Source organism: Thermoplasmata archaeon (genome assembly GCA_015063285.1).
In the GTDB taxonomy this organism is placed as follows: Archaea; Thermoplasmatota; Thermoplasmata; order Methanomassiliicoccales; family Methanomethylophilaceae; genus Methanoprimaticola.
In genome coordinates this window covers 68,221-85,776 of sequence record SUST01000005.1, presented here as the reverse complement: position 1 = coordinate 85,776, position 17,556 = coordinate 68,221, and the positions used below count along the sequence as shown (strand labels likewise).

Annotated in this window: 17 protein-coding genes, 1 tRNA gene and 1 pseudogene; 8 read left to right on the top strand and 11 right to left on the bottom strand. The window is 51.8% G+C overall.

Annotated features, from left to right (window positions below; genetic code table 11):
• The first annotated feature begins 19 nt into the window (after positions 1–19).
• The 4 genes from E7Z62_04765 (at position 20) to E7Z62_04750 (ending at position 2,278) form a co-directional block, all read left to right on the top strand.
• Entirely contained in the window at positions 20–292 is a 273-nt protein-coding gene (locus E7Z62_04765; protein ID MBE6522422.1) for a hypothetical protein, read from the top strand.
• A 38-nt stretch (positions 293–330) separates the two neighbouring features.
• Positions 331–403: transfer RNA gene (locus E7Z62_04760), tRNA-Gln, on the top strand.
• 109 nt (positions 404–512) lie between these two features.
• Positions 513–1,670, top strand: coding sequence for a formate--phosphoribosylaminoimidazolecarboxamide ligase family protein (locus E7Z62_04755; GenBank protein MBE6522421.1), 1,158 nt, complete (start codon positions 513–515; stop codon positions 1,668–1,670).
• The gene (locus E7Z62_04750; protein MBE6522420.1) at positions 1,667–2,278 is read left to right on the top strand and encodes a hypothetical protein; all 612 of its coding nucleotides are present in this window, start codon (positions 1,667–1,669) and stop codon (positions 2,276–2,278) included. Before E7Z62_04755 ends, E7Z62_04750 begins: the two co-directional genes overlap by 4 nt.
• A gap of 29 nt (positions 2,279–2,307) precedes the next feature.
• Here the strand turns inward: E7Z62_04750 and E7Z62_04745 are convergent, their stop codons facing one another.
• Genes E7Z62_04745 through prf1 form a run of 3 tightly spaced genes read right to left on the bottom strand, consistent with a single transcriptional unit; the run spans position 2,308 to position 5,812 of the window.
• Positions 2,308–2,790 carry a GNAT family N-acetyltransferase gene (locus E7Z62_04745; protein MBE6522419.1) on the bottom strand — a complete coding sequence of 161 codons (483 nt, stop codon included), beginning with the start codon at positions 2,788–2,790 and terminating at the stop codon, positions 2,308–2,310.
• 17 nt (positions 2,791–2,807) lie between these two features.
• A complete protein-coding gene (locus E7Z62_04740; protein ID MBE6522418.1) occupies positions 2,808–4,568 on the bottom strand; it encodes an arginine--tRNA ligase in 1,761 nt (586 codons plus the stop codon).
• Positions 4,569–4,573: 5 nt separating this feature from the next.
• On the bottom strand, positions 4,574–5,812 hold the full coding sequence (gene prf1 / locus E7Z62_04735; GenBank protein MBE6522417.1) for a peptide chain release factor 1: 1,239 nt from the start codon (positions 5,810–5,812) through the stop codon (positions 4,574–4,576).
• A 120-nt stretch (positions 5,813–5,932) separates the two neighbouring features.
• On the opposite strand from prf1, the gene pyrH reads away from it, so the two are divergent.
• Complete coding sequence (gene pyrH, locus E7Z62_04730; protein ID MBE6522416.1) at positions 5,933–6,628, top strand: UMP kinase; 696 nt, start codon at positions 5,933–5,935, stop codon at positions 6,626–6,628.
• On the opposite strand, the gene E7Z62_04725 is transcribed toward pyrH, so the two are convergent.
• On the bottom strand, positions 6,615–7,319 hold the full coding sequence (locus E7Z62_04725; GenBank protein ID MBE6522415.1) for a hypothetical protein: 705 nt from the start codon (positions 7,317–7,319) through the stop codon (positions 6,615–6,617). The genes pyrH and E7Z62_04725 overlap by 14 nt on opposite strands.
• Positions 7,320–7,927: 608 nt before the next feature.
• On the opposite strand from E7Z62_04725, the gene E7Z62_04720 reads away from it, so the two are divergent.
• Entirely contained in the window at positions 7,928–9,154 is a 1,227-nt protein-coding gene (locus tag E7Z62_04720) for a hypothetical protein (protein MBE6522414.1), read from the top strand.
• Here E7Z62_04720 and E7Z62_04715 read toward each other — a convergent pair.
• The 3 genes from E7Z62_04715 to E7Z62_04705 all read right to left on the bottom strand — a co-directional run bounded on the left by E7Z62_04715 (position 9,116) and on the right by E7Z62_04705 (position 12,760).
• A complete protein-coding gene (locus E7Z62_04715) occupies positions 9,116–10,636 on the bottom strand; it encodes a phenylalanine--tRNA ligase subunit alpha (GenBank protein ID MBE6522413.1) in 1,521 nt (506 codons plus the stop codon). The genes E7Z62_04720 and E7Z62_04715 overlap by 39 nt on opposite strands.
• A 4-nt stretch (positions 10,637–10,640) precedes the next feature.
• Positions 10,641–11,762 (bottom strand): tryptophan--tRNA ligase, encoded by a 1,122-nt coding sequence (locus tag E7Z62_04710; protein ID MBE6522412.1) that lies wholly within the window; start codon positions 11,760–11,762, stop codon positions 10,641–10,643.
• Positions 11,763–11,890: 128 nt separating this feature from the next.
• Positions 11,891–12,760: a hypothetical protein gene (locus E7Z62_04705; protein MBE6522411.1), complete on the bottom strand. Its 870-nt coding sequence runs from the start codon at positions 12,758–12,760 to the stop codon at positions 11,891–11,893.
• Positions 12,761–12,803: 43 nt separating this feature from the next.
• Between E7Z62_04705 and E7Z62_04700 the strand changes: the two genes are divergently transcribed.
• Positions 12,804–13,328 carry a hypothetical protein gene (locus tag E7Z62_04700; protein MBE6522410.1) on the top strand — a complete coding sequence of 175 codons (525 nt, stop codon included), beginning with the start codon at positions 12,804–12,806 and terminating at the stop codon, positions 13,326–13,328.
• Positions 13,329–13,358: 30 nt separating this feature from the next.
• Positions 13,359–13,802 (top strand): hypothetical protein, encoded by a 444-nt coding sequence (locus E7Z62_04695; protein MBE6522409.1) that lies wholly within the window; start codon positions 13,359–13,361, stop codon positions 13,800–13,802.
• Here E7Z62_04695 and E7Z62_04690 read toward each other — a convergent pair.
• The 4 genes and pseudogenes from E7Z62_04690 to E7Z62_04675 form a co-directional block, all read right to left on the bottom strand.
• On the bottom strand, positions 13,783–14,880 hold the full coding sequence (locus tag E7Z62_04690) for a hypothetical protein (protein ID MBE6522408.1): 1,098 nt from the start codon (positions 14,878–14,880) through the stop codon (positions 13,783–13,785). The two genes, E7Z62_04695 and E7Z62_04690, sit on opposite strands and share 20 nt — an antisense overlap.
• A complete protein-coding gene (locus E7Z62_04685) occupies positions 14,877–15,215 on the bottom strand; it encodes a hypothetical protein (protein ID MBE6522407.1) in 339 nt (112 codons plus the stop codon). Before E7Z62_04685 ends, E7Z62_04690 begins: the two co-directional genes overlap by 4 nt.
• A gap of 75 nt (positions 15,216–15,290) precedes the next feature.
• Positions 15,291–16,819 (bottom strand): annotated as a pseudogene (locus E7Z62_04680) (RNA-guided pseudouridylation complex pseudouridine synthase subunit Cbf5).
• A complete protein-coding gene (locus E7Z62_04675) occupies positions 16,816–17,556 on the bottom strand; it encodes a DUF106 domain-containing protein (GenBank protein MBE6522406.1) in 741 nt (246 codons plus the stop codon). Before E7Z62_04675 ends, E7Z62_04680 begins: the two are co-directional and overlap by 4 nt.

Below are 17,556 nucleotides of genomic sequence, written 5' to 3'. Positions count from 1 at the left end.
CATTGATTACAACGGAGTAATGGTTTTACATTACGTATTATCGGACAAGAACGTCGTAGGCTTGCTACTCCTGCTCCGCTCTAAGAAAGAGATAGCAACCGCAAACATGTCTGAGATCAATCAGTATAGTTCCGTCAAGACTGCAGCATTAAGGCTCAAGTCTGTCGGACTTGTTACTTCTGAATCCTCAGGTAGAAAAAACAAGCTAATTTGGAAGCTTACTCCAGAAGGACTCAGGATCGCTGACAGCCTATTCATAGCTGAGACAGGCTTAACCCTGGCATTCCGCTGAAAAGTATTATAAACAGTAAGGGAATCGGGGAAATCGATAGCCTCGTAGTGTAGTGGTCAATCATTGGAGACTCTGGATCTCCGGACCCAAGTTCGAATCTTGGCGAGGCTACTCATTTCCTTTTCCCACATCATTCAAGTGCAGTGCCTTCGACGATACTGCGAATCTTATCCTCCGCCCGACCGCTGGTTATAATACTTCACGCGCGTTACGTTTGATTATGATCAGCAGAGACGAGGTTCTTGGCAATCTCGAGAAGATCAATCTCAAAGAGGCCAAGATCGGAGTTGTGGGCTCCCATTCGGGACTTGACACATGCGACGGAGCGAAATCCGAGGGATTCAAGACCGTCGCCATCTGTCAGGAAGGAAGGGACTCGCCTTTCACCAGATATTACAAGACGATCTACGACGACAAGGGCAACCTCAGAAGGGGAACCGTCGACGAGTCCGTCGTTCTGGACAAGTACAGCAGCATCCTGAAACCCGAGGTTCAGGACAGCCTTTTGAAGAACAATGTCCTTTTCGTTCCCAACAGGTCCTTCGTTTCCTACTGCGGAATCGATGCAGTTGAGAACGATTTCAAGCTCCCCATGGTCGGAAGCAGGAACCTCCTCAGATCCGAGGAGAGGGGAGACCCCAAAGATTACTACTGGATCCTCAACGAGGCGGGACTCCCATTCCCCAAGAAGGTCGAAAAGCCCGAGGACATCGACGGACTCACCATCATCAAGGTCCACCACAAGGTCAAGAAGCTGGAGAGGGGATTCTTCACAGCCAAGGACTACGACCAGTTCGTCGAGAAATCCACAGAGCTCATCAAGCAGGGCGTCATCGAACCCGACTTCCTCAAGGATGCAAGGATGGAGCAGTACATCATCGGTCCCGTCTTCAACCTCGACTTCTTCTACTCCCCGCTGGAGGAGAAGGGCGAGAAACTGGAGCTCCTGGGAATCGACTGGAGATTCGAGTCCTCCCTGGACGGATACTGCAGGCTTCCCGGAAAGCAGCAGGTGGAGCTCGAAGAGGACGGAATCATTCCCGAGTACACCGTCTGCGGTCACAACTCCGCCACACTGAGGGAGTCGCTCCTGCCCAAGGCATACGAGCTCGCAGAGAAGTATGTCGAGGCCACCAAGAAGTTCTACGATCCCGGAATCATCGGACCGTTCTGTCTGCAGACCTGTGTCGATAAGGACCTCCACTTCCACATCTATGATGTCGCACCGCGTATCGGAGGCGGAACCAACGTCCACATGTCCGTCGGTCACCCCTACGGAAACTCCCTCTGGAGACAGGAGATGTCCTCCGGAAAGAGACTCGCGATGGAGATCAGAAGGGCAATCGATGAAGAGCGTGTCGAGGAGATCGTCACATGAAGGCAAAGGCATTGCTCACGGCCGCAGTGGTGTTCGCATTCGCCTTCGCCATGTTCGTACCCGCAGACGTTGACGGTGCAGACATCAACTACATAACATTGGAAAACGGGAACTCGATTTCCATGGAGAGGGGCAGCACCATAACGCTTGTCCTTGACTACAATGTCGAGAAGAACTACACATGTACGATATCCATCTACGACAGTGGAAACGGCAAGCTGGTGTCCGAGGGACGCTATTCATTCAGCGTTGGAACGCACAGTTTGGAGATTCCTTTCTCCTACGACAAGGATTCATCCCAGGCTCACATGAAGATAACATTCTCAAACGGAATGAGCTACAACGACATCTTCTTCGACGTTTCCTACACGAGCTCCATCTGGAGTAACCCCGCCCTCTACGGAGCGATCATCGTAGTCGTGATCCTCATAATCGCGTTCGTCGTGTACAAATCCCGTATGGCGCCCAAGAAGGAGAAAAACACCCTCACCTTCGAGCAGATCGAGGCCGAGAAACAGGCAAAGAAAACCGCTCCTGCTAAGGAGAGCGCACCTTCAGCGGCAAAGACCGAGAGGCAGAGATATCTGGCCTCTAAGAAGAAGAAATGATTTTAAGGCGGGGAAACCCGCCTATTTTTTCACAATTTCAATTTGGGATCCCTGAGATCCATGAGAGCGACTTCACGCCTGTCCATGAAGAAACCGACCTTCTTGTGAAGAAGGATCGAAGGAGCGTTGTCCTCCTGAATCATGGCGTGGGCGACAGTGCATCCCATCTCGCGTCCTTTCTTGACGCATTCCCTCAGAAGCTGATATCCGATCATGTTGCGCCTGAAGTAAGGATGGACACCCATGTTCTCTATCCAGAGGAGGTTATCCTCATCGCAGATGTGGTGAAGGATCTGGGCGAAGATGAATCCTATGACCTCATCATCCTCTACGGCAACGAAGCTCACTCCGCTGTCCAGATAGGCCTTGAAATGGTTCTTGCTGCTCGCCCCGAGGTTATCCTTCCATTCCTGCGGCAGCTCCTCCCATTTATTCTCGATAGTGGCTGCGAAATACTCCTTGATGCAGGAGATCTCCAGATCGCGGACGCTCTGGATGTCCTTGACCTTCAGCGGACGGATCTCCATCCTCACATCTCCTCGGGAGCACCCATTCCCAGACAATCCAGGACATCGGCCAGGACGGTCTTGGCGCATTCTACGAGGGTTAGCCTAGCATTCCTCTTGTCGTTGGAGTTGAGGATAGATACGGCGGCATAATACTGGTTGAATGCACTGGCAAGCTCGTGTCCGTATGCGGGGAGCATGTGGACGCGCTTCTCGTTTCCTGCTGCCCTGAGGACCTCCTCGTACTTCGAGAGGATCTTGATCAGATTGATCTCCGAAGGCTCGACGAACTTGGATGCATCGGTATCGTGCTCGAATGAACCTGCCTTCTTCAGCATTGTGCAGGCCCTGGCATGCACGTACTGCAGATAAGGTCCGGAGTTACCATCGAAATTGAGGGCATCCTCCCATTTGAACACGAACTGCTTCTCCGGCTGGACGCGAATTATGTTGAATCTGACGGCTGCGACTCCGACGACCTTTGCGATCTCCCTCATCTTGTCCTCGGGCATCTCCGCACGCCTCGACTTAATCTCCTCGTAAGCACGGGCGACTGCCTCGTCGATGAGATCGTCCAGATAGACGACGACTCCCTTCCTGGTGGACATCTTTCCTTCCGGCAGTGATACGAATGCGTAGAAGAGCGGTTCTGGAAGCCTGTCGTATCCCATTATCTCCAACGCGGAGCACAGCTGTTTGGAACCAAGCTTCTGGTCCTCTCCGAGGACGTCGATGAGACGATCCGCTCTAGTGAACTTGTCCTGATGGTATGCGAGATCACGGGTGGTGTACAGCGTGGTACCGTCGGATCTGGTGAATGTGAATTTGGTATTCTTTCCCTGGACACCGAAATCCTTCAGATCTACGAACCATGCACCGTCGTCCGTCTGACCCGCGTATTTGGAGGATTTGAGCTTCTCGACGATGGCCTTTGCCGAACCGTCTGCGATGTACTGCGATTCCCATGTGTACCTGTCCAGGACGACATTGATCTGACCTAGTGTCTCCCTGAGTCCATCCAGCATGATCTCGGCAGTGTGTCTGACGGTATCGATGACCTCCTTGTCGCCCTGCTCGAATCTCCTCATCATGTCGGAGATCTCTTCCTGCACAGCGGGATCGGACTCCATCCTCTTGTTGGCCACACGGTATTTCGCAACCAGCTTATGGTCGGTCTTGTCCCTCTCCTTCTCATTCTGGCCGATCTCCTTCATGTGCTCTTCGGAATTCTTTGCCGCATCCTCGTCGGATACGTTGTTGACTCCCCATGTCAGAACGACGACCTGCTTTCCTACATCGTTGACGTAGTATTCAGTCTCGACCTGGTGACCGCACCTCTTGAGACATCTGGCCAGAGTATCTCCGATGATCGGGTTGCGGGCCCTTCCGACATGGATGGGTCCGGTAGGGTTCGTGGAGGTGTGCTCCACATTGTACCTGATACCCGATGAGGGCATGGAACCGTAGCAAGGACCGCACCTGATGATCTCGTCCAAGGTGGACTTGATCAGGGATGCCGGGTCGATGTTGAAATTGAGGAATCCGTTGACAGAGGATACCTTGGAAATCAGTCCCGCGGGCTGGATCTTCGTCGCCAGTTCGTCTGCGATGGCCTGAGGGACTTTCCTGAGGGCCTTGGCGAGAGGGAAACAGGGGACGGCCATGTCCACCCCTTCCATGGTGGAGGCCTCCACCACGAAATCGATTCCTTCCGAACCCATATCCTTCAGTGCCGCCGAGACCTTTGTGCGGATCTCGTTCTGGAAATCATCCATGATTGTCATCGTAATCACATCTTGTACCTGAGGAGCGCTGCTACCCCTCCGAATGCTTTCAGGAGCATGTCTCCCTCCTCCGAATCGGGAGAGATCAGCTGGACGCGGGTGCTGAATGCCTCCGCTTTGTTGAATATGTCGTCGATGAAATCCTCATCGTTTATGACCTGGGCATTCGCACCGCACTCCGGACATTGGAACTTGCCCTCTGAATCCTGGACAGTGAGCTCGTGCACATGTCCTGCCTGACATTGAACGGTGATGCGCCTCTTCTTGATGGCCTCGCTCAGAAGTACCATGTCTACCGCTCCTGCTGCGAGGGCGTTGCGGACCTCCTCCTCTCCGTAAGCGGACAGGCCTCCGTCGGCCTTCCTGATCTCCGTAAAGAGCCTCTGCATGAACACCTTCTCTCTGGAAAGCTGCAGACCTGTGAGGATATTCTGAGAGTTCTGGACCAGTTCCCTGAGTCCCGATTCATCCGTATAACCAGTATCTACCAGAGGCGTGACGACCTTCTTCCTGAGCTCGTGGTGCAGGTATTCCTCCTTGACGAAGAACTCCTTGGTGTAGCCGGGTCCCCCGACGAGGATTCCGAGCAGTTCCGGTCTGTTGAGGAAGTATTCGGTACAGTTGTCCGCCACCTTGGTGAAGAACTCATGTGCCGCAATCTCGATCAGCCTCTCGAAACGGACGGATGACTGACCTCCCTGGTGGTGCTTACTGGGAACCAACGAATCGAAGTGCTTGAGCACCTGGATCCTGCTTCCGTTCAGAAGACCTAGGGTCGCTTCTGACCTGTCTATGGTGATGAGTCCGTAACACTTCTTGTCCAGCATCATGGACTCTAGGGGCTCGGTGAAGAAGTCCGAGTCGCATCTGTAAAGGAAAGCGGTGATGGCCTCAGGCGGGTGGATGACGTACTGAACCATCTTGGTCTGGTCCCCTGCGCGCGGGACCTCTCCGCAGAATATGACGATACCGTTCGGCGGTGCCTGTTTGAAAGTCTTGAGTCGAGAGGCGATGGAATCGATTGCGCTGGTGACATTCTTCATCGTAGTCTTGGACTTGATGTTGGATGCCTGCGACTGCTCGTTCCTGAGATATGCCATGACATCGGAGATCGGTTTGTTCTCGGGAACGTAACAGGAAATGAGTTCGGTTCCCCTTCCCCTGTAGTTCATGATCTCCTGCATATCCTTCTTGAAATCGTACTTCGCTCTGTCCTCAGAGTTCTCAGTGTTGATATCTGCCATATAATCCACCTGCGACTTCCATTGATGCCCCTCTTATAAATATTGCGCACGTATGAGCGCGTTTCTCTATAAGGCCACATCCGGTCCGTGCGACACGTTCATATTGGTCCAGTCCATTAGATGGTCGGTAATCACATGGACAAGGTCGTAGTTTCAATCGGAGGTTCCATCCTCGTACCCGGCGAGAACGATGCTGAATTCATCCGCAAACTCGCGGACATGCTCAAGGAGGTGTCCAAAGAGGTCCAGGTCGCAGTGGTCTGCGGCGGCGGAAAGACGGCGAGGTATTATGCAGGTATAGCTAAGGACCTCGGAGGAGACACTTACGCACAGGATATCCTGGGGATAGCCGCCACGAGGATGAACGCCCAGCTCCTGAGCCTTGCCCTCGGCGATATGCCCGATACCGTCACAGGCGATGTGGAGGAGACCGCGAGAGCGTCCGCGCCTGGAAAGATCGTTGTTATGGGGGGTACAGTCCCCGGACACACCACCGATGCCGTCTCATCCATGCTGGCAGCTGCGATGAAAGCAGACAGGATAGTCAACGGAACCTCCGTGGACGCGGTCTACACGGACGACCCCCGCAAGAACCCTGATGCAAAGAAGATAACGTCCATGACCATCGATGAGCTCGGAGACATAGTCTACAAGGAGCACGGGGCATCGAAATCCAGCGTCTTTGATCCTCTCGGAGTCAAACTGGCCAAGGAGAACAGGATGGACATCCTCATAATTGACGGGAGGAACCTCGACGAACTGAGGAACGCGATCCTTGGAAAGAAGATCAACGGAACGTTCGTCAATTCTCACTGAACTTCTCCAGATCTGCCGAGGAGATCTGTTCGAAACCGGAGGATTCTATCAAGGCGGACATCCGCCTCTCCTCGGGCTTCTTCATGGACTTCCTGTGAAGATACACGAGTTTTGTATCCGATGCCTCGCAGGCCAACCTGAGCATCCTGACGATATCCTCGTCGTCCCTTCCTTCGATCTGATAGTTGGGTATCATGTGGCCGAAATTGACCTTGTGATTCAGCGCCACCTCGGTGAATCTCGGAGCATAATGCCCTCCGCCCATGCCCACAGCCGTAGGATATTCGGGATGCGGATCCAATCCGTCTATCACATGTGCCAATATATCCGCCGCATGCTTGTTCTCCCACTGTTCCTGAACGCTTCCGACCTCTATGTAGAAAGTAGGTTTATCCAGCCACGGACCGTGATGGGTGACCTCGAAGCACAGTTGGTTCTCAGGCATATCGTTCATCTTCACTATGCCACGAAGCGCATCGGTCATAAGAGGAGGATTGGCCTTCACAAGGGCTCCTTCCTTCCCCCCGTATTGGTTCTCATGATAGTTTCCGATGGGATGCGCAGTCAACGCCGGCCTTCCGCTCTTCGCTGAATGCTTGGACATGACGATCACCTCGTCCACCTTTACACCGAATTCCTCCACTTCCCTGTCAAGACCCTCATGGTAGATGTGCATGTCCGGGATGGTCACCATGACCGTTTCTCCGAACGACAAGAAAGATAGTTCGCCTTTGGATCCCAGATCCTCCCACTCATGCATCTTCAGGAGGGATTCCTTCATTTTCACCGACGGAATATCGGGCAGACTGCATACCAAGAGCCTAGACATCATCCTGCCGATATAGTACATGGACAAAAATCATTCGCTTTCCGTTAGAATATGAAACATCTAAAAACCTTAGAATGTCGAGGACACCTTATTTACACGCTCAGATAGTATGGTTCTGGACGCAGAAGGAAATCCGTCACATGACAGATTTCCTGGAAGTGATGGGTTTCCGTCTCTCTGTCCTATAGCTACAGGAGGTGTTAATAAATGCCTGATGTAGGCAAGGACCAGAAGCCGCGTATTCCCAAAGCACTTCTGGTCCTCTCAGTAATTCGGACGCTGTCTGAGTTTCTGAGATGATTCATTCCATAATAAACCAAGACCCCTTCGGGGGTCTACTCTGCGTCCTTAATTATAAATTGAGTGCCCGGTTTATAAAACATCGGACGATTCGTTAATCATTACCACTACATCTAAAAACCTTAGAATGTCGAGGACAGATTATAACCTACGATAATGCATTCGGGTCAATGAAGGAAATAACCAACCACGACAGGATATCTGCACACCTTTTCAGATACAATTACATCAGATCCGATATCGAATTCGATGCACCTTTCGAGATAACCCAAGATGGGATAGCCATGGGCATAGGGGTATCCCGCGGCCATTCCAACATCATCCTGAGAAGGATGGAAGAGAACAACGAGATCATCGTTGGCCTCTCCTCGATCAAGGATTCAAACAGATCCGCTAAGAGGAAGATATATCTTCTCAGCGAATGCGGGAAGAACCTGTTCAAGGCCAGAGTGAAAGAACTGAAAGAGAGCGGAACGGATGTAGAGGACCTCGTGAAGGGCATAGACAGGTACAGATTGGAGGACATCAGACGAATAACAGGGGACAGGATGGACGACCTCGGGTGCATGGCAGTACTGCGTGTAAAAGTCAGAAAAGAAGATGTGCCTTTGGAATCTCCGCTTGTTCCGATCATCAGGCAAAGCTATGCGGTAATGAAGGACAGCATCAGGAAGATCATCATCACCGAGGCCTCCCCTATAGAGATCAGAAGATGGCATAGCAAAGCGGCCGATTGGTGCATGGACCACGATGCTGACATCAAGGAAAGGCTCCATCATCTGGTGAGTTCGTTCAGGGACAGAGAGGCAATGAGAATCGCCAGGAACCAAAAGTATATGCTCATGGACAACCCCGATCAAGATCTGTCTAATTCGCTAGGAGCTCTGGCCTTGAGATCCGAACGTTCGGACATCATCGAGACTGCGACCAGGATCGCCTTGGAGGTTGACGACTTGCAGATGGCAGACAACCTTTCTGCAAAGCTTCTGCATATAGATCCTCCGAAAGGAAGAGGTCTGAGATGCGAACTGCTTCTCAAGAGAAGCCAATCCGAAGAGGCACTGACGTTGGCCAGATACCATTACAACGGAGATGTTGACACCGGACTCGTGCTTGGGATGTGCCTTTTGGAGACGAGTCATTTCGAAGATACGATAGAATGTCTGGAAAGGACCAAGGAGCGCATGATATCGGAAGGCTGCGTCTTCCGTCTCGATGAGCTGCTGATGTATGAAGCGACTGCTCAGATATGTATGAGGGAATACTGTGCCGCCAGCATCCTGATCGATGCGGCGGTTTCATTCACAAGGAATATGAAGAGGAGGGCTTCCCTCCTCGCCCTGAAAGAAAGGGCCGAATCAGAAAACAGTGTTCTTCTTCAAGGAATCCAGGTCTGAGATGTACAGATCCCTGATGTCCCTGATGTCCCATTTGAGCATGGCCAGTCTCTCGAATCCGAATCCCCATGCAAGAACGGGTGTCTTGACTCCGAAAGGCGCCAATACCTCGGGCCTGAACATACCTGCTCCCCCGAGCTCCATCCATTTCCCGTTGAAGAATACCTCTATCTCGAGCGAAGGCTCGGTATAGGGGAAGTAAGCGGGACGGATGCGAACCTGATCGAATCCCATCTTGTCGTAGAACTCCTTGATCAAGGAGATGAGCATGTCGAAATCCGCATTCTCATCGATGACGATACCTTCGATTTGAGTGAATTCAGGAAGGTGTGTCGAATCGATGGATTCGTTCCTGAATATCCTGGAGATGGAGAATGCCTTCTGCGGAGCATCCGGATGAGCTGCGATGTACCTGATGCTCGAGCATGTGCTATGAGTCCTCAGGAGAGCCGATTCAGCCATCTCCCTGGACCATTTTCCTCCCCATCCGGTGGAACCCGTGTCCCCTCCGTTCTCGTGGATGTTCCTGATCTTCTCGACCAGTTCCTCATCATCGATGTGGATGGATTTAGGATTGGAAAGATAGAATGTGTCCTGAAGGTCCCTTGCAGGGTGGTCCTGAGGCGTGAAGAGCACATCCAGATTCCAGAATGAGGGCTGGACGTATTCGGATGACATCTCGGTGAATCCCATGTCGGTGAACATCCTCCTGATCTGCGCTCCGAGTCTGGACAGCGGGTGCTTCTTAGCCGGTACGATCGAGGGTGCGAAGGTCTGGATATCATATTTCCTGAACTCGGCATTCTTCCATTCTCCCGATTGGATGAGACGGTCAGTGATCTCCGTTATCTGAGGTTTGAGCTCGAGGCCTGAACCTGCGTACTCCTTTCCAAGATCCGTAAGGGCAAGTGTCCTGGTGGTGACAACCTTCTCACCGATTATCCCCTTCCTTCCCTTCAGATCCTTGACCGCATTCTTGTCCGCATCCTCCTCGGATACGGGGTTCTGAGAGAGCTTTGCGAGGAGTGCTTCCTCAGGCATCTCGATGCCCAATGCTTCCTTTCCCTTGTCGGTGAGGACGAGATATTTCACATCCCCTTCGGTAACTATGTCGGCTAAGGCCTTCCTCTTCAGCCATCCTACTGCTACCTTATCCATTCCGCCTGTCATCTGGGCGGCCAAGGCATCCATGTCTATCTTCCCGCCGGCCGCATCAATAGCTTTGATAGCGACCCTCTCGGGCAGACCTGACTTGATTATGGATTCGTCAGTGAGTATGATGAACTTCTCAGATTCCTCATTGATCTTCGCCAGCCCCTTGGACTCAAGCCATGAGGCCGCATTCATGATCTCCACTTCCAGAGCGAACTGTCCGCCGGTTATAAGGTCCGCCGGAGAGGCGACACCATTGCATGCATTAAGTGCAAGCAGCAGCTTCTTCTCGTTATAGCTCAATCCTTCCAGAATCTCTGCGTCGACCATGAGATCACCATTCGAAACCATCGTACGCCATATCGGCGATGACATCCTTCGCCTTCTCCCTCTTGTCCTGATGTTCCTCGAGGAAGACGTTGATCTTCTGCGTGAGGCACATCTTGCACTCCCCGCAGAGGATCTCTCCGTTGCGGCACTTGCGAGCGAGCTCGTTGAGCTCCTCGTCGCTGTGCTCGAACATGAAATAATTGTACTTGAAGACAGCGCAGACCTCGGGATTGCCTCCCTTCTCCCTCTGCTCCTCTACGCTGACGCAACCGCCGGTGAACGCCCTTCCGACCTTCTTCTTCACCTGCTTGGGGGTGTCGGTGGTGTAAATGGTGGCGTTCTCGTCGGATGAGGACATCTTGTCCCCTCCGGAAAGGCCCGGCATCATCTTGCAGCATATGAGGGAGGGTTTGGGGAATCCCAATCCCGGAGCTACGTCCCTGCAGACCCTGAAGTGCGGGTCCTGATCGATTCCGCAGGGGATGACCACAGGCACCTGTTTGCCGGCATCCACCGACGGCAGGAATGCGGGTGCAGACTGCATCGCTGTGAAGAATATCGAACCGATATTCGTTGAATTGTCAAAACCGAAGACCGCCTTCGCAGTAGAGAACGTGATTTTCTTTGCCACGCTCAGCGCCACAGGGTACAGCTTGTCTATGTTCTTCGTGTTGACTATGATCTTGGTCTTCTTGGGATCGAATCCCAACGCTATGAAGTCGAGTGCGTTCTGGTAGGCCATAGATGTTGTGTCTTCCAGAGTGAGGTCCTTGAACAGGAACTTCTCATCGTTCGTCATCTGGAAGATCATGTTGACACCGAATGTATCCTGCATCCATTTATTGAACATCCAGGGCATAAGGTGTCCGAGATGGGTGTTCCCGGATGGTCCCCTTCCGGTGTAGATGGTGAACCTGTTCCCCTTGTCGTACTCGTTGAGCAGCCAGAGCATGTCCCTGTGGGTGTAGAAGATGCCGCGTTTGAGCATCGGGTGCAGATCTCCATAACCGGACAGCCTATCCAGGAGAGCGTCGTCTATGGGGCTGGTACCGAACTTCTGCATCAGAAGATCGTAGTCGATCTCGCCCTTGACCTCCCATGGGGTAACGGTGAATTCCTCTGGCATGAATGCGGGTTATCTCGTGATTCTTTATAAAATAACGCGCGTGTTCCTTAGAGGATGCCTAATGCCGAGACCGTCAGGTATTTAGATAATTTTCCTCAGAAACATACCTGCTAGGCGTATGTTGATAGTTATACGAAACGGTAGATTTTCTCAAGAAGATTCAGTTTCCTGGGAGTGATGCTTACATCTATGGAATCCACATTATCCTTTGCCATCATCCATTCCACAACTTCACGCTCATAGGTCCACTGTTTCTTAATGTGATCGTTCATCGTGTGGGCTACCCAGATAATGAAGAATAATCCGTACAAACCGAGGGTGACTGCCATCAGTAATGCATGGGGCCACAGATGCTGCTTCTTCCTCTCGTTCATAGTACCGATAACGGGAACCTCGTTGACCATGGAATCCGAGAAGGACTGAGTGAATCTGCTCTGTATGGAGTCTATCTTTTGTATCCTGTCCAAAACATAAAGGTCTATCAGACTCATTGATAAAGCCACATAAGCAATGGTAAAACTCTCCAGTATGAAAACTAGCTCATCTGACATGAAGAGGTAGAAGATTCCCTGGAGAAGATTGGAAATGACTATTATCACGAACAAAACGAGGGCTATCCAGAAGACTCTAGGATTCACGATCCTGTCCATCTCCTTGGTGAGGGCCTCCATCGCGATGGTGTTCTTACCCTGCCCCTCAGCGTACTCCGTCAAGGATGCTTCCCACTCGACATCTCGTTCATGATGGCGGTGAAGCGCAAACACCAGCCAGAATGAAAAGAAAGCTATCAGGATACTCATGAAAAGGGTGTAGATGTAGAATTCGACAATGCTATGAGGGACAACTTCATATTCCAAATATATCGAAGCTAACTCCCATACGATGAGTCCAGGAACCCCGATAACTGCGATGATCGTAACCACAAAGCTCAAAACCACATCCCTGTCGCTGCGGTGAAGAACACAGTTCAAAAACCTATCCGCGCCAGGAATGCCCATGAGTCGGTTAATTTTTCTATACATAGATATTGATATCGCCAACATGGGTGTGATGAGAAAACTCAGGGAAGCGATCGGCATGCCACCGATCCTGCTCGTCGTGGAGGTGTTCATAGCTTTCGCAATCCTGCGTAATCTCATTGTCTTCTCCATAGCGACATTCATCATTGATCCCTATACAGAATTGGACCTGGCAGAAGAGGTACAAATCCTTACGATGATCGCGATGTCCATAATATCCTCAGTCCTACTGATCAAGACGATGTTCGGATTGCCATCCGCCGACAGGTATGCGTGGAGAGCGTCGATAAGATCCATAGTCTTCATGGTCCTGGCAAACCTCACCTATCAGTACCTTGGGGATGATTTCATAAACCTCCTGTCCTTTGAAGAGATTATCCTCTTCTCTGCGATCTCCATCCTCATACTCATGATCCCTTCCGTCAGGTCGTATTACATACCGCCCATGACGGAACTGCCCCCGATAAAATGGTGGATCAGGCTTTGTTTCCTCAGACCGATCGATAATAGTTATGAATATCACTTCAAGTACCGTGAAAACGATTGAGCCTTATACCTCCTCAATCATCCACCAATCATGTGGAAGATCCTCGGAAAAGAAGCGATTTACATCGATATTCCCGAAACATGGAAGAAAGGAATGCTTGAACTGACCCCTGATGATGAAAAAGGGAAGCTCTTCAAGGAGATCCTTCAGGCCTCCGAGGTCGAATACCTTTTCAACGCACAGACGCTGGAACACACATTCTTCATAAGGCTCAGCGACGACATCACACCGGAGCAGATCCAATCGATGGCCGACACAACGCTGGACATTCTCAAGGCACTTGAGGTTCCCGTGGTCGAGATCGAGAAGGACGTCCAGAGATATCAGGTCATCATCACCAACTACCATGAGCCCGAACTCATAGGTCTCAACAAGACCCCAGGAATGTCATCCGGTCAGGTATTCCTACCAATCATCAACTCTCTGGCTTCACCCGGCCGTCTCAATCAGAAGTTCAACGGACCCGAGATTTGAGATCGACAGCGAAGCACTCCGAGGGACTCCTTCTGGGTGTACCGGGGATATCATCGTTGTAAGATGATTTCCTGCGGACAGAATCGAATCCGGAGTAGATCTCCGTGGGATGGAATTCTCCCCATTTGTCAAGGATGTCATTCACCATGCCCAGCTCATTGCTGGTGAAATACATCGCAGATGTGAAGATGGTCATGACTATGATCATGACCAGGGACATCAGTATATAGAACAGATTCTCCGGCCCTGTATACAATGCAAAGATCAGGAACACGACCGCGGCAAATGCCGGCAGGAACATCCTCTTGAAGGTCTCCATGAAACCGTCGTACAGCTTGAACGAACGATAGTCGCTCTCGATCCTGGCGTTCACGGTGCTGAATACCGTCCAAGGCATGACTGCAGCAGAGATGTACAGGATGATGGTGAAGGTGTAGATCGGAACGCCCTTGGTATCCCAGGTGACCAGAGGATTGAGGACCACATAGATCCACAGGAACATGCAGAAGAGCACGGAGATGATCATGCAGGAGATCATGTCATTCACCGGCAGCTTGTTCCTGGAAAGATCGGCCTCTATCTTCAGATTACGGGTGTCCAGATCGACAGGGATGTTGAAGAAGAATACGATTATCTTGTCGATGATGTCCATCTTCTCCTTCACATTGACCTGTTCTATCCTTGATAGGATCTCATAGAAGATCAGCCTCTGGAAGATCTCGACTACCATCGCCACACCCTCTGCACATACCAACAGGTACAGTATGAACAGGACGCTGTCAGGCATTATGAGGTACGCGATGAGGGACAATACCAGGATCACTCCAGCGGCTATGAACCTGCGGTTCACGACATAGAATATCACTCCGATGACGAAGAACGGCAGGGCCATGACCGGCAATGCGGTATAAACTGTGAATTCCTCTGTCCCGGCCAGCACCAGGAAGGCAATGAATGATACTGCTAGCAATCCCAGGAACAGAAGCCCTACTATCGTGTCGTTCTTACGGAGGAGGTTTATCCTCTTGACATCTCCGTCGAAGGTGACCTTCTTCTCCTCTGTCTTCGTGATCTTCATTTCCTCTCCATCCACGCTTCGAGTGTCACTGTGGACTTATCGCCGCGGAACACACCGAGGATCACACCCATGCTCCTGTGCTTCTCCGTGGGGAACGGCCCCATCACGATTTCCTTCTGCTTATCCTTGTGCTGGACCGCTGACCCATCCTCTTTCGCTATGACGATATCAACGGGGTTGTCAGCCTTGACGCTGACATACAGCACATGGTTTGGTTTGACCGTCAGCTCGACAGGGTACACGTTACGGTACAAGCCGTCCGCGGTGGGATCGAACTCCCCGACGACGAATGTCTCCGGGCCGTAGACCTGTGTCCTCTTATCGAAAAACGACATGACGATCGACCTCTGAATCGCATCCGTCAGATATAGTAATTATTGGGGCGTGGCCCTGATTCGGAAGAAAAGATCTCAGTAAAGGAACTCGGGTTCGGTCTTCAGTTCCTCAAGGTCCGTGGAGTACTTCCACATCTTGGGATAATGTCCCTCGTCCATGAACACCCTCTCGGTGTCCACGGCTTTTCCCTGCGAGGTCGCCATGATCTTGGAGGTCGACATCGCCATCTTACCGATAGCTATGAGCTCCCCTCTTGCTGTCATCATAGCGACGAGGGCATTCTTGCGAATGTCCTCATCGAGCATATGGATACCCTGGATGTTCAGATCGGCGCCGTGGCATACGGCATCCACTGCCGTGGCCTTGACGACGACTTTGGGCAGTGGTTCGACTAATACCTCCATGGGCATTATCATGCTCCTCAGCCAATCCTCACGGCCGTTCTGCTGCCAGAATACATATGCATCTTTGATGTCGTGAAGCGTGTGGGCGCGGGCCTCCGTCATCTTGCCTGAACGGGTACGTCTGAGCTCGACCATGTTCGCTCCGCATCCTAGTACGTCTCCGATATCCACACAGAGAGTCCTGGCGTAGGTGCCTGCATCGCATTCCATCCTGAACAGGACATCCCTTCCTTTGATGTCCAGGATCTCCAGCTCCTTGATGGTGCGTATCCTCAGCTGGCGTTTGATGGATGACCTTACAGGCGGCAGCTGATAGATCTTCCCCACGAATTCGGAGAAGACCTTCCTTATCCTGTCCTCCGGACGGTCGCCGTGAAGTCTCATCAGACAGATGTATTCCTTGTCGGAGGAAAGGACGATGTCCGTAAGACGAGTGGCCTTTCCCAACGTAACCGGCAGCACCCCGCTGACGTATGGGTCGAGCGTACCTCCGTGTCCCACCTTATCCGCTTTGAGCGCATCCCTGACCCAGGCTGTGGCCTGATGGGAGGTGGGTCCTGAAGGCTTATCAAGGATTATCACGCCGCCTTTCAGCAACTCCCCTACAGAACGATCTGAGGGTTTCTTCCCCCACTTATCGGGTATCGCATTCGGATCCTTGACGATCAATTCAATCCCTTCACGCCTTCGATGATCATTTCCACAACCTGGTCCGGATCCAAGTCGTCCGTGTTGATGATCAGGTCGTAGACGCTCCTGTCCTCGATATCGATGTCATAGTACATCTTATAGCGCTTCGCCTCGGACCTCTGCCTGTCCAATGTCTTGGCGCAGGCCTCTTCGACCGTTTCGCCCTCGCGCACCCCGATCCGGCTCATACGGACCTCGGGGCTGGCATCGATGTACACTTTGAAAGCGGGAATCCCGTTGCGCACACACATGTATGCGGATAATCTTGATTCTAGTATGATGTCCGGGTTGTTCCTGGCAATCTCCAGAATCCTTCCGTCTATCATACTGTCAATAGAAGGGTCCTTCTCGGCCAAATCGCCGAGCTCACCCAAAGAAAGGTTTTTTTCTGCAGCAAGCTGGCGGAAGATCTTTCCGAAGACAACTGCTTCGAGTCCGAGTCTTTCCGACAGTTTGCTGCAGGCGGTCGTCTTCCCGGATCCGGGAGGACCGCTTATGGTTATTATCATTCGATCTCAGCTCTGTGAACTTCTGCATCCATCCTCTTAAGCTCCTTCTTGAGGAGATAGAGTCTGATCAGTCTGTTCTCGACCTGTCCGATAGGCAATGTTACCATCATGTAGAGGATCAGCCAAAGAGGCATACCGAGGAACACTGAACCCGTGAGGTCAACGTTCCCGCACCAAGGGAGCTCAATGATCGGCCTGTTCGTGGGACTGAAGTACGCACCGGGGTCGTCGACCGTTCCGGTGTTGACGAAGTACCATGCCCAAGCGATAATCGGGATGAAGATCACCATGGTGACAGGGAGCACCTTCATCATGTCGGTGCTCTGCTTCATCGATGCTTCCATCATCTGAGGCTGCATCTCTTCGAGCTTCTTCATCTTGAAGAGATTGTTCTCTATCCTGGCCTGACGGAGTTCCCTGTTGAAATCGCTCTGGACCTGCTGGTTCCTAGCCATCTCAAGAGGGTCCTGCATGAGGCTCCTTATGACGGTGGTGATCAGGATGGCGATCGTACAGACAAGCATGATAGAGATCATCGGGTACTGGGGAGTACCCGTGCTGTCTGTGAACGCCAGAATCCTGAACACATAATCCAGTGCGCCCCCGATTTCCATCCTGAACTGCACGGTGATCATGGACACTGCCATGACTACCAGCATTGTGATGAGCATCCTCGACATTGATGAGTTGTTCATCGCAGGTGGCTGTACGTTTCCGGGACTGCCTGGGTTAGCCAT